Source organism: Gemmobacter sp. 24YEA27, assembly GCF_030052995.1.
Lineage (GTDB): Bacteria > Pseudomonadota > Alphaproteobacteria > Rhodobacterales > Rhodobacteraceae > Pseudogemmobacter.
The window spans coordinates 1,439,605-1,452,520 of record NZ_JASJPW010000001.1 but is presented as its reverse complement, the minus strand read 5'-3'; the positions used below and the strand labels follow the sequence as shown (position 1 = coordinate 1,452,520).

The window sequence follows — 12,916 nt, the reverse complement described above, 5'->3', positions numbered from 1 at the left end:
ATTGGCCGGGACGATTTGGCGGGAATGCGGCGCAAAAACCTGGGGGCAACTCTGTCAGAGACCACTGTTATTGTAACCGGCGCGGCAGGCCGGGTTGGCTCGATCCTGAAACGGGTCTGGACGGCCGCGCCACCGCCGGCGCTGCGGTTTCTGTGGTCTTCGCGGCAGGAGACGCCCGGCATCCGCTGGGATATCGGCGCCGGCCCTGCACCGGCCTGGCGGCGGGATGCGATCCTTTTGCATCTGGCCGGCACGACCGGCGCGAGGGATCCGGGTTCCAATCCGGGTCTGATCCCGCCGGTGCTGGAGGCCTGTCGCCAAAATCATGTCCGCCATCTGGTCTGTCTCTCAACTGCGGCCGTCTATGCGCCGGGGCCGGTGCCGGCCCGCGAAAGCGACCCGCCTGCGCCGCCGGGCCCCTATGGTGCGGCCAAGCTGGAGGCCGAGCGTCTGCTTGTGGCATCGGGCCTGCCGCTGACCATCCTGCGGCTTGGCAATCTGGCCGGGGCCGATGCACTTTTGGCCCCGCGCGCGCCCGGGCAGGACATTCGCCTCGACCCGGTTGCAGATGCGCCGGGCGGGCCATTGCGGTCCTGGATCGGCCCCCTCACCTTCGCCCAGGCACTGGCCGCGCTGCTGGGGCGGATTGCGGCGGGCGAAGCCCTGCCGCCCGTGCTGAATATCGTGCAGGCGCCACCTTTGGGCATGGCCGATCTCCTGCGTGCGTCAGACCTCGCATGGGGCTGGGCCGCACCCAATCCAAAGGTGGTGCCGGTCGCAACCCAGGACAATGCCGCGCTTGCCGCGCTGCTGCCGCTGCCTTCTGCCACGCCCGCACAGATCATCGCGGAAATCCAGGCGCTGCGCGCCCTGCCGGAGCCATAAACCATGACCCCCGGCAAACGCCTCTTTGACCTTGTTCTCGCGCTGATGGCAGCCTTTCTGCTGGCTGTGCCGGCGCTGATCATCGCGATCTGGATCCTGATCCGTTCCGGCCGGCCGGTCTTCTACCGTGCCGAGCGGATGAAGACACCCGACCAGCCGTTCCGGCTGTGGAAATTTCGCACCATGACGGTGGACCGTGCCGATACCGGCGTTTCGGGCGGCGATAAAAGCGCGCGCATCACCCGCGAGGGCCGCATCCTGCGCCGCTACCGGCTTGATGAGATCCCGCAGATCTGGAACATCCTCAAAGGTGATATGAGCATTGTCGGCCCGCGCCCGCCCTTGCGGCAATATACCGAGGCCTTCCCCGATCTTTACCGCGAGGTGCTGCAATGCCGCCCCGGTCTCACCGGCCTCGCCACGCTGCACTTCCATCGCCACGAGGCATGGCTGCTTGCGCAATGCCGTGACGCATCTGAGACCGACGAGGTTTACCGCCGGCGCTGTGTGCCCAGAAAGGCGCATCTCGACCTGATCTACCGCACGAAGCGCAGCCTTTGTTACGATATTGTCATACTCGGCCGCACGATCGGGCAGGTTTTACGGCGGAAATAGGCCGGTAAATGCCGCCGACAGGCTGCGCAGCATGTTACGCTTGCCCTGTGGGTGGCATATGCTCATTCTGTGTTCAGTTACTTGGTGATCTTTCTGACAATGACATCTTTTCGCAAGACGCTGTTCTGGATCTCCCAATCTCTGACCAGGCAGCACAAGCAACTGGCCATCTGGCTGCTCGATGTCTCGCTGGCCCCATTCAGCTTTTTGCTGGCCTGCATTTTCACGTATAATACACTCTGGCCCAGCGAGCAGCTCTCGCGGCTGGGGCTGGTCTTTCCGCTGCTGGCGGTGTTTGGCGGCTTTGCCTCGGTCGCCTTCGGGCTGCTGCGGGTCAAGCTGAAAAGCTATGAGACCTTCGGCACCATCGGGATCTTCCCCTATGCGGCAGTGGTGGCGACCGGCGCCTTTTTCGTCACCAGCCTGCCGGGGCTCTATTTCCCGGTGGTCGGGACGCTGGCCTTTGCGCTGATCCTGTTTCTGTCCGCCATTGGCTCGCGGGTGGTATTGCTGCAGCTTTACCTCTCGGCGCTGCGCTATAACAAAGTGCCGGTACGGGTTCTGATCTATGGTGCCGGCACCACGGGGCTGCGTCTCGCTTCGGCCCTGAAAGCGCATGAGACGATCCGCGTTGTCGCCTTCCTTGATGATGACACGAACCTGTCCAGCCAGCGCATTGCCGGGCTGCGCATCCTCTCGCCCGAGTGGATTTCCGATATTGCCCGCAATCATGAGATCAACCGGGTGATCCTGGCGATCCCGTCGCTGTCGGCACCAAAACAGATGCGGATCGTGCGGCAGATGCAGGCGCTTGGGCTGGAGGTGCAGGTGCTGCCCTCGTTCGAGCAGCTCGCCGGTGCCGAGATGCGCGTCGATACGCTGAAATCGGTTTCGCCGGGGCATTTTCTGAACCGCGACCGGCTTGATGTCGGCCTGCCGGACGGATCGGACGCCTATTACGGCCGCTCGGTCCTGGTCTCGGGCGCCGGGGGGTCTGTCGGGTCCGAGCTGTGCCGCCAGCTTATGTCCTGCGGACCGGCGCGGCTGGTTCTGTTCGAGATGTCCGAACTGGCGCTTTACACCATCGAGCGCGAACTCGCCGCGATGCCCGGCGCGCAGGATATCCATATCGAACCGGTGCTGGGATCGGTCACGGATGCCCGTACCCTGCGCCGCACCATCCATGAAAACGGCGTCGAGGTGGTGCTCCATGCCGCCGCCTATAAACATGTCCCGCTGGTCGAGGCCAATCCGATTTCGGGTCTGGTAAACAATGTGCTGGGCACCAGGGCGCTGGCCGATGCCTGTGTCGAGGCGGGGGTGCAGCGCTTTTTGCTGGTTTCGACAGATAAGGCGGTCAGGCCCACGAATGTGATGGGCGCCTCCAAACGGCTGGCGGAACTGGTGATCCAGGATATGGCGCATCGCCACCCGGGCACACATTTCTCAATCGTGCGGTTCGGAAACGTGCTGGGGTCCTCGGGCTCGGTCATTCCGCTCTTCAAAGACCAGATCGCGCATGGCGGGCCGGTCACCCTGACCCATGAAGACGTCACCCGCTATTTCATGACGATCTCCGAGGCGACCCGGCTCGTCCTGCTGGCGGGCTCGTTCGAGGATGCCTCGACACGCGGGCGCGCCAATGTCTTCGTGCTGGACATGGGCAAGCCGGTCCGGATCCGCGACCTCGCGACCCAGCTGATCGAAGCGGCGGGCTATACCTTACGCGATGAGAACAACCCGACCGGCGATATTGAAATCACCGTCATCGGGCTGCGTCCTGGCGAAAAACTGCATGAGGAATTGCTGATCGGCGACGGCCTGTTGCGCACGCCGCATCCCAAGATCCTGCGCGCGAGTGAAGAAGACGAGACCCGGCTGGAAATTCCGCTTCTGCTGCAAAGGCTTGGCCGGATTGCCGCCACAGGCGATGCCGCGGAAGCCCGTGAACTGGCGATCAGCGTCGCCTGCGGCACTGGCGAAGCCGGGCGGGATCTCAACGCGGCAGTGATGTCGCAGTGACGCGGTTCCTGCCAATCTGTGGGCAGCTGCGCACAGCAGGGCTTGCCGTTCGGTGCAGGCTTTCGCATAGATGGGGCGAACGGAGGGTCAGTTTTGGCAAGCAAGACACGTAGCCTGCTGCTTGCGACGGTTTGTGCATCGGTGATGACGTTTCCCTTTGTGCGAGAGTCGAAGGCAGAGATGAAACCGACGCTGAGCTTCAGCGGCGTGCCCGGCCTTATTGATATGCCCTCGGGCGATGCTATGCCGGATGGCACCTTCAATCTCTCTGTTTCGAAATTTGGCGCGGTGTCTCGCGCAACACTCAGCTTCCAGATCACCTCCTGGATGGCCGCAAGTTTCCGGCTGCAGGCGACCGGCAAGTGGAACGATGTTCTGCCCGACCCGAATGATTATTCGACCTATAATGACCGCAGCTTCGATCTGCGCTTCCGCCTCGCGGAAGAGGGCACATGGATGCCCGCTGTCACCCTCGGGTTGCAGGATTTTCTGGGGACAGGCTTTAATTCTGCCGAATATCTTGTCGCGACCAAAACCTTCAACGACAGGCTGAAGGTGACCGCCGGCATCGGCTGGGGGCGTTTTGGCAGCTACCAGTCCTTTGGCAATCCGTTCGGCGGCGTGCGCGACACCTGGGATTCCGCCACCGGCCTCGGCTCTGAGCTGAACGCCGATAACTGGTTTCGCGGCCCGGCCGCACTCTTTGGCGGCCTTGAATATAAGATCAACGACAAATGGACGCTGAAGGCCGAGTATTCCAGCGACAATTACAATCTGGAATCCGGCGACCGGAAAGTGTTCGAGCGCAAGAACCCCTATAATATCGGCGTCGAATACGCTTGGGGCGACAATGTCCGCATCGGCGCCTATTCGCTTTACGGGTCGGAATTCGGGCTTTCCTTCCATTTGGTGATGGATCCGAAAAACCGCCCCGGCACCATCGGCGTGCTGGGGTCAGGGCCGATCCCGGTGATCACCCGCCCGTCGCGTGCCTCGAACCCGGATGCTTATGACGGCGGCTGGGTGACGCAGGCCGATGCCAATGGTGTGTTGCGCAAGAACCTGAACCGCTATCTGGAAAAGGACGGAATCCGGATCGAGGATTTCGCCTATACCGCTGATCGCGTGCAGATCCGCATCCGCAATGACAAGCTTGACGCCCCGGCCCAGGCGATAGGCCGCACCGCCCGCGCCCTTGCCGCTGTGATGCCGGCCTCGGTCGAGACCTTTGAGATCGTGCCGGTCGTCAAAGGCATGGGCGTGTCGAAAGTCACCATCCGCCGTTCGGATCTTGAACGGCTGGAGCATACGCCCAACAATGCCGCGACCCTGCGGGACCGTGTCACCTGGGCCGATGCAGGCGAGATGATCCCGGTGGCGCAGGCGCCGAAGAGGACATGTATCAGAAACTCCGCTGGCGCATCCTGCCGGGCTTCCGCGTGACGTCGCCGGCGCATGGCGATATCGGTATCCGCGCCTCGGCCAGCTATGATTTCGCCCCTGGCTGGGTGGCCTCGGGCACCATCTATCAAAAGATCGCCGGCAATTCCGAGAAAGCCCATCTGGTCCCCAAAGGCGGCACCCTGCCCCATGTTCGCTCGGACACGCGCAAATATAACGAGGATTCCGATTTCGCGTTCGAACGCGCGACGCTGGCCTGGTACGCCCACCCTGCCCCGAATTTCTACAGCCGCGTCACCGTCGGTTATCTGGAACGGATGCATGGCGGCGTCTCGGGTGAGGTGCTCTGGAAGCCCGCCGACAGCCCGCTCGCCCTTGGGGTCGAGGTGAATTACACCAAGCAGCGTGACACCGACGGCATGCTGGGCTTTGGCGACTATGACTATGCCATCGCGACCGGCTACCTTTCGGCCTATTACGATTTCGGCAATGGCTATCTCGGCCAGCTAGATGTCGGGCGCTATCTTGCGGGCGATGTCGGCGCAACGCTGACGCTGGACCGCGAATTCGCCAATGGCTGGAAAGTGGGCGCTTTTGCCACCCTGACCGATGCCAGCGCGGCAGAGGTTGGCGAGGGGCGGTTCGACAAGGGGATCCGCATCACCATCCCGATGAACTGGATGCTCAGCAACCCGTCCCGCCAGGAAATCAGCCAGACCATCCGCCCGCTGCAACGCGACGGCGGCGCGCGTGTCGATGTCGAGGGCAGGCTCTATGACACGATCCGCGATTATCACTCTGACCGGGTCGATGACCAATGGAGCCGCGTATGGCGCTGAAAACCACCACCGGCGCGCTGGCGCTGCTCGCCACGCTCGCGGGCTGCGGCAAGCTGGAAAAGCTCATCCCCGGGGTCAGCGACCTGACGGGCGGCGAGGCCGGTGGCCAGCTGGCACCGATCGGCAATGTCAGCCGCGCCGCGATCGAGAAATCGGGCGGGCCGGTGATGAAACTGCGCGTCCCCTCGCGCGGGATCGAGACGTTCCTCACCATCCGCGACCGTCGTGGCGATGTGACACAATGGTTCTCGGCGGACGGGATGCTGTTCTCGTTCCGTGGGGATATCCTGATCGAGACCCGGGGGCTTGGCGCTGATCTGATGTCCTCTGCTGCCCCCCAGGCCGGCCAGATCGCCTCGGGCGGCGCTTACCGGCGGTCGTATTTCTATATGGATGCCGATGACCAGACCGGACGGCGCGATTACAATTGCGTCACCACCACCGACGGGTCCGAGACGGTGACGATCTACGGGCGCGGCCACAGCACCCGCAAGATCAGCGAGACCTGTGAACGCGAAGGCGGGCGCCTCACCAATCATTACTGGCTGGAAGGCGGCAAGGTCCGCAAATCGCGCGAATGGGTCAGCCCGGGTATCGGTCAGATCGAATTCGAACGCGTGGTCGACTGACCGCGCGCGGGCAAGAAAGCGAAGGGGGCAGGGAATCTCCGCTGCCTCGCCCGCAGCACCTTTTCTTTTATCCGGCGCGTCACAGGCTTTCGGGCACTGCGGTATATCTTCCGGCCTCCTGCAGTCGGAAACACCCGCAATCCCAGGCGTGATTCCGCCGCTTTTGTTGACCAAACGCCACCGCCCTCCGGCCTGGCCACGCGACGATTGCCAGCGCCCCCTCAAATTTCGCGCTTTCGGCCTTAAAAAGCATCATTTTCAGGGTTAAGTCCGACAGGATTGGCGGATCTCTGCATCCGCAGGGCGAATTCATTGCACCGCTGCCACAGTTTCCGCTCAGCGCGTGAGATTAGCTTTTGTCCTGAGCAGAAAAATGCTATCCGGAAGGTGGAGTCGTTCTGGAGGTTTCCGATGAAGAAAGTCATGACTGCTGCAGTCGCACTGTCCCTCGTGGGCTCGGCTGCTTTCGCTGGTGGCCCGGTTGTCGTCGTTGACGACGTTGAACCGGTAGTTGTTACCGAGCGCACCTCGAGCACCGGTGGCGTTCTCGTCCCGCTGCTGATCGGTGCTGCGGTTCTCTGCGCCGTTGCTTGCGGCAGCGACAGCTGAGCCAACTGCGCATAACTCGCGCAGAAACTTAAAAGGGTCAGCCTTCGGGCTGGCTCTTTTTTTTGCCTCCTCTCCTTCAGCTGTGCGGTATATCGCAGTGAGGCCGGACAGAAAAAGGGCCACCCGCCAGGGTGGCCCTTTTCCGTTTTCACTGGCCTGCCCGTGCTGGCCCCTCAGTGCCGGCCTGACTGGCCTCAGTAATCGCGCTCCATGAAGATACCGATGCCGCTGCTGCCATCGCTGTCGACCCTGCCCTTGACCGTGACACCGGGCTTCAGGCTCAGGTTGAGGTTGACCCGCGTATTGCCGGACTGATCAACGCCGACCTCGGTATAGACTTTCTCTGAGATATATTTCCCGGCGCTGACCGATGTATTCCCGTCCGCCGAGGTCGAGACATCCAGATCGTCAAAACCAAAGCCGCGCCGCAGTTTATTGACGATCCCCTCGCCACCGCGGCCCGCCAGCGTGGCCACCGCATTGGCCAGCTGCGCTGCCTGGAAGGCCGAGATCGTATCCAGCCCACGCCCGAACAGAAGCCAGGCAAGAACCTCTTCCTGTGGCTTCTCCGGGTCAGAAGAGAAGGTCACTTCCGGGTCATTGGCCGGGCCCGAGACAGTCACGGTGCTGGTCACCTCATCCGAAACGTTGCTCGCCTGGAAATTGATATAGGGCACGAGGCTGCCTTCCATCGTCAGCGACGCGACATCCAGCACGAGGCGTTTGCCGAGGATATCGAGACGGCCCCGGATCAGGTCGAAACTGCCGGCGGGCACGATATTGTTCAGCGTGCCACCAACGCGCAGCTGCCCGCCCAGTTCGGCATCAAGCCCGCGTCCGCGCACGAAAATCCGGTTCGGCGCCTGGATCACCAGGTCCAGCGCACAGGGCGGCATGCCAGAGCCGGCCTCTGCCGCAGCACCGCCCGGCGGTACGGCCCCCAGTCCCGCCCGGTCGCGGGTGGCCCGCACCGCGCTCGAATCCCCGACATGGCGGATCTTCTCCATATCGGCCGCCGAAGCAAAGCCGGTCGAGGGCACGCGCAACTCGGTCTCGCCGATCTGCACCGTGCCCGAAAGCCGCGCCGCGCCCATCAGTGGCCCGCTCAGTGCCAGCGCCGCATCAATGGTAGTGTCGTAAAGCTCGGCATCGCGCAAATGGACCCGGTCGGCCTGGATGGTCAGATCGGCGTTGAATGGCGCGGCCAGCGCCAGCGGTCCGTCGACCCGTATCCGCCCGCCCCGCGTCACATCAGTCGTCAGCGCAAGCCGCACCGTACCACCCGAGAGATCCGCCGTCGCCGCCATCCGCTCGAAAGAGATCCCCCGCGCAGGCACGGCCAGCTGACCATTCGAGAGCGTCACCCGACCGGCGGCATTCGTCACACCCCAGCCGCCCTGAAGGCGGATGTCATAACCCAGCCGCCCCGCGACAGTGATCGGATCGGTGAAGGGATTGGCCACCCCTGCCTCGCCGCTGCCGGTGACGGTCAGATCCGGCACCGGGCCGATACGACCGGTAAGCCGCGCATCGATCCCCGCCGGCCCCTGGACCCGCAGATCGCTGTCGAAATCCGCGCCCCCCGCCGGGGTCAGCCGCCCCGAAAGCGTCACCGGCCCGGGGAATTCCGCGACCAGCAGCCCAAGATCGCTCAGCCGCCCCGAGACCCGCATCGCGCCCTGATCCCCCTCGCCCGTCACCTCGGCGGTGACATGGGGAGAGGTGAGGTTCAGCGCCCGCAGGATCGGCGCGCCGCCGACCAGCGCCACCGTCGCCCTGATATCCGAGCGCCCCGAGATCAGCCGGTCGACCTCGGCCTGGCCGATGCGCAGCCCCTGGCTTTCGCCGCTGAAACTTGCGGTTCCATTGGCCGCATCACCGGTGAACGTGCCGCTGACCTTCAGCCCGCCGCCATAATTCGCCCCGATATCGGCGAGGTTGCTCCAGTCGATATCGGCTTTGATATCAGCGCCCTGGCTGGTCAGCTTGCCGGAGCCGCTGACATTCAGTGATGCCGCCTGGGCCGAGAAGCTGCGCAGCGTGGTGCCCGTGATATCGCGCAGAGCCGAGGCTGTGATGACCGAACGCCCCGCGAGCAGCCGGTCGGCCTCAGCAATGCCGGATTTCAGCCCCTCGCCCAGCACGTTCAGATCAAGATCAAACGCCCCGGTCAGCGGCGTCACCGTGCCTTTCAGCCCGACTTCGGCCACACCGGCAAGCGGGCGCCCGGCCAGCCCCGAAAAGCGCCCCAGATCCCCGGCTTTCACCACCATATCAAGCCTGGTCAAAAGCGCTTCGCCGATCCCGGCAATATCGACAGTGCCGGTCAGCCCGTAATCACTGCCGTTGAGGGAGATTTCCGGCAGGCTGAACGACTGGTCGCCCTCGCGCCATCTGAAGCTGGTGCGACCGGTGACTTTCGGGCCGATCGCCGTGATCAGCGCGGGGTCAAGCCGCCCGATGCCTTCGGCGTCGAACATCAGCGTTCCTTCGATCCCGGGCTTGCCGTCCTGTCGGTCCAGCGTGCCGCCGCCAATCAGTCCGGCCCGGGCCAGCGAAAGGTCAGCACGGTCAAGCCCGGTCATGCTCAGCTGCATGGTCCAGCCGGAGCCCTGCGCTGCATCGAATTGCAGCCCGAGTGCCGCATCCTGCACCCGTGTCGGCACCGGGCCAGAGATCGGCAGTAGCACCGCGGTGCCATCGGGGCTGGCCAAGGTGCCGGTCAGGTTAATCAGGGTCGGCATCTTGCCGGCATCAAGCTTCAGCTTGCCATCAAGGTTCAGCGAGCGCGCTTTCAGCGTGACCTCGCCCAGATCCAGCTCGCCGCTGCTAAGGCTGGTGCCGGCCACATCAAGCGACAGGCTGTCGCCGAGGAATTCGGCATATTCCGGCAGGAACAAAGGCGCCGGATTGCCGGTCAGACGCGCCTCGAACCCGGTGCCCGCCTCGATGGTTTTCACCGTAACCGGCCCGGCCAGACGTTCCTCGCCATCGCTTTCCAGCCGGAAATCGGCGGCGAAATCGTCGAATGTGCCCTGACCTTTGACGCTCAGCCCGGCGGCGGGTTTGCCCGGAAGATCCAGCGCAGTGGCGACCAGCCCGCCCGCGCCTTCGCGCGCATCCAGATCAAGCGCCAGCTGTTTCGTCTCGTTCGAATAGCTGCCTTTCAGCGCGATCTTCGCCTCGGGCCCGTCATCGGTACGTTCGATCAGTACATCGGCAGTACCGGCGCCGCCCGCAAGGTGCAGTTCCGCCGCCAGCGTGCCGGTCAGCTGCTGGCCGAGCACGCTTTCCCCAAGCACGATACTGTTGGCCTGGACCTTGCCGATATCAATCGAGACCGGCAGATCCGGCAGCGAGAAATCAAACGTCCCCGCCTCGGGGGCGACCGCGTCCGGATCGCCCGCCGGAATACGGTCCAGCACGATCGAGCTGGCGGAAAGCTCGTTGACGATCACCTCGCCCGACAAAAGCGCGGTGCGGCTCCAGTCAAGGGCGGCATTGTCGATGGTCAGCCAGACGCCCTGATCATCGGCGATGGTCAGTTTCTGGATCGTCGCGCGCGAGGACAAGGCGCCGGCGAAACCGGTGATCGTCACCTTGCGCCCGGCCCCCGAAAGGCTGTCTTCCAGCATGGCAGTCAGCCAGCCGCGATCATCAGCGGCGCTGTCCTGCGCATGGATAGGGGCGCCCGGCAGCACGGTAAGCGCAACAACCGGGAGAATCAGAGGAATATAGCGCATCAGAATGCCTGCCCCAGACCGATGTAAATCTGCACGCCGTCCCCGGTCTTGCCGCTGACCGGAGCCGCCACGTCAAAGCGGATCGGGCCAAAGCCCGTCTCATAGCGTACACCAAGACCGGCGCCGGCATGGGATTCGCTGTCGCCATCGGCGCCGACATAGCCGGCATCCACGAAAGCCACGCCTCCCCAGCTTTCGCCAAACCGCGCGCGCAGCTCTATCGAGGCGGCGGCGAATTCGGTGCCGCCGATCAGATAGGTGCCGCCGGAGCCGTCCGGCGTGTCGATCCCGAGCGAGCGATAGGGCTGGCCGCGTACCGTACCGCCGCCGCCCGAGAAGAACAGATCATCGCGCGGCGTTTCCAAGAGCTCGCTGCCGACGATCGCACCGCCCTGGATCCGCGCCGCGATGGTGTATTTCTTATCGGCAAAGCTGCGATAGCCGCGCATATCTGCGGTCAGCCGCGCGCCCGAACCGGTGGTGCCAAGCCCGTAAAACGGCTTGGCGGTCGCATCGATATAAAAGCCCTTGCGCGCATCCGTGCTGCTGTCGCGGCGGTCCCAGGTCACGCCCAGCGGCAGCGCGAGATTGCGGTAGCGGAAATCGCCGGTCGGATCCGCACCCTGCACATATTCGAAGGAAAGCCCGCCCCGGAACGTCACCTGTTCCGAGAAATACTGTGTGAAGGTCAGGCCGAATTCGGCGTAATCGGCGTAGTAATCCACCTCGTCAAGATGGCCGACCTTTGCCAGAAGCCCGGCCGTGGTGTCCGGGGTCAGCGTGGCGGGGCGGTCGATGGTGACGCCCAGTTCGTAATCCACCCCGCTGTCGCCCGAGCCGATATTGCTGATCGCGCCCTCGACCTTGAGCCGCTCACCGCCGCCCAGCAGATTGCGATGCATCCAGTTGCCGGTCAGCGCGACCCCGTCGACCGAAGACAGCTCAGCCCCGATGGAATAGCGCCGCGTCTTCTGTTCAGTGACCGAGATCTCGATGGGCAGGAGACCGCCATTTTGCAGTGTCTCTCCCTCGGTCAGCGTCACAGCCGAGAAAACGCCTGACCGCCGCAGCCGGTTGGCGGCGCGGTCCAGCTCGGTCTGGCTGAATTTCTCCCCCTCGCGCAGGCCCGCGATTTTGAGGATGCGCTGCACCCGCATCCGTTCGGCGCCTTTGACGGTCACCGTGCCGAACCGCAGCGACGGGCCGGGCAGGATCCCGATCCGCGCCGAAAGTGTGTTATTGCGGTGATCGGCGGTAACATCCTCACGCTCGACCTTTGCTTTCGCATGGCTGCGCTCGCGCCATTGCAGGATCGAGGCCGAGACCGCCTCTTCAATCACCCCGGCGCGGGCGACCTCGCCGCGGGCGAATTCCTCGGGCAGGACCGTATCGCTGGCCAGCGGGTCGATTACTGTATCGGAAAACTCGAAACGCGGGCCGGGATCGACCCAGACGCTGACCGCACCGACCGAGGAGGGCGCATCCAGCGGCGGGATATTCGCGGCTTCGCGCCCGTCGATGGTGATGCGGATCACCGCCGAATAATAGCCCTCGGCGTAAAGCGCGGCAAGGATGCGGCCGTAATCGGCCCGCGCGGCGGTAAACAGATCTTCGGCCTCGGTCTGCTTTTCAGAGACCTGCGCCACCAGAAGCGACGATTGCCGCAGGGTTCTGGTAAGGTCTTTATCCGCGCCCACCACGTCAAACGCGACCCCGTCCAGCGCCTGGCCGGGCTCCAGCGCGAAACAGGAAATGCCCCCCGCAATCAGCGTGACGCGCGCCAGCCGGCGCCCTGGGAGTCCTGGAAAAAAGCTACGCAAAACATCACCCTCCGCCAACCGGTCAAGTATCGCAAATTCCTGGCCAAGAGCAACCGGAGAACCACAGATTTAGCGTGTTGTGGCAGGCTTATCCCAAACTGTTCCCCTCTGTTGCCCGGCGCAGCCGGCTGCCTGGCACACCGATTCGCGACCACCGCCCCGGTGCCGCGTCGCAGTCCTGACAGCTAAGGCCCTGGTTTTGCTGGCCGGAGCCTCCCTGACGCCGCCACCACCGGTGGCCGGACCACTGAGCGCTTGCATGAAAACGTCACTGGCCCTATATAAGGCTCCAACAGCTGCGCCGGGGTCCAAACCCGGGGCTACCGAAAAGATGAGCGGGCCGCTGAGCCCGC

At 64.0% G+C, this 12,916-nt stretch carries 9 protein-coding genes; 7 read left to right on the top strand and 2 right to left on the bottom strand.

Annotated features, from left to right (window positions below; translation table 11 throughout):
- The first annotated feature begins 24 nt into the window (after positions 1 to 24).
- The 7 genes from QNO18_RS07235 to QNO18_RS07205 all read left to right on the top strand — a co-directional run bounded on the left by QNO18_RS07235 (position 25) and on the right by QNO18_RS07205 (position 7,000).
- Positions 25 to 885, top strand: a complete 861-nt coding sequence (locus tag QNO18_RS07235) for an NAD-dependent epimerase/dehydratase family protein (RefSeq protein ID WP_283177136.1) — start codon at positions 25 to 27, stop codon at positions 883 to 885.
- A 3-nt stretch (positions 886 to 888) separates the two neighbouring features.
- On the top strand, positions 889 to 1,500 hold the full coding sequence (locus QNO18_RS07230) for a sugar transferase (RefSeq protein ID WP_283177135.1): 612 nt from the start codon (positions 889 to 891) through the stop codon (positions 1,498 to 1,500).
- Between the two features lie 99 nt (positions 1,501 to 1,599).
- On the top strand, positions 1,600 to 3,522 hold the full coding sequence (locus QNO18_RS07225) for a nucleoside-diphosphate sugar epimerase/dehydratase (RefSeq protein ID WP_283177134.1): 1,923 nt from the start codon (positions 1,600 to 1,602) through the stop codon (positions 3,520 to 3,522).
- 180 nt (positions 3,523 to 3,702) lie between these two features.
- The gene (locus QNO18_RS07220; RefSeq protein ID WP_283177133.1) at positions 3,703 to 4,965 is read left to right on the top strand and encodes a YjbH domain-containing protein; all 1,263 of its coding nucleotides are present in this window, start codon (positions 3,703 to 3,705) and stop codon (positions 4,963 to 4,965) included.
- Positions 4,920 to 5,762 carry a YjbH domain-containing protein gene (locus QNO18_RS07215; RefSeq protein WP_283177132.1) on the top strand — a complete coding sequence of 281 codons (843 nt, stop codon included), beginning with the start codon at positions 4,920 to 4,922 and terminating at the stop codon, positions 5,760 to 5,762. Before QNO18_RS07220 ends, QNO18_RS07215 begins: the two co-directional genes overlap by 46 nt.
- Positions 5,753 to 6,391, top strand: a complete 639-nt coding sequence (locus QNO18_RS07210; RefSeq protein WP_283177131.1) for a YjbF family lipoprotein — start codon at positions 5,753 to 5,755, stop codon at positions 6,389 to 6,391. The genes QNO18_RS07215 and QNO18_RS07210 overlap by 10 nt, the downstream gene beginning before the upstream one ends.
- 411 nt (positions 6,392 to 6,802) lie before the next feature.
- Positions 6,803 to 7,000, top strand: coding sequence for a hypothetical protein (locus QNO18_RS07205; RefSeq protein ID WP_198836724.1), 198 nt, complete (start codon positions 6,803 to 6,805; stop codon positions 6,998 to 7,000).
- 194 nt (positions 7,001 to 7,194) lie between these two features.
- On the opposite strand, the gene QNO18_RS07200 is transcribed toward QNO18_RS07205, so the two are convergent.
- Together QNO18_RS07200 and QNO18_RS07195 are read right to left on the bottom strand one after the other, a co-directional pair.
- A complete protein-coding gene (locus QNO18_RS07200; RefSeq protein WP_283177130.1) occupies positions 7,195 to 10,743 on the bottom strand; it encodes a translocation/assembly module TamB domain-containing protein in 3,549 nt (1,182 codons plus the stop codon).
- Positions 10,743 to 12,563, bottom strand: a complete 1,821-nt coding sequence (locus QNO18_RS07195) for an autotransporter assembly complex family protein (RefSeq protein WP_283177129.1) — start codon at positions 12,561 to 12,563, stop codon at positions 10,743 to 10,745. The genes QNO18_RS07200 and QNO18_RS07195 overlap by 1 nt, the downstream gene beginning before the upstream one ends.
- Positions 12,564 to 12,916: the final 353 nt, after the last annotated feature.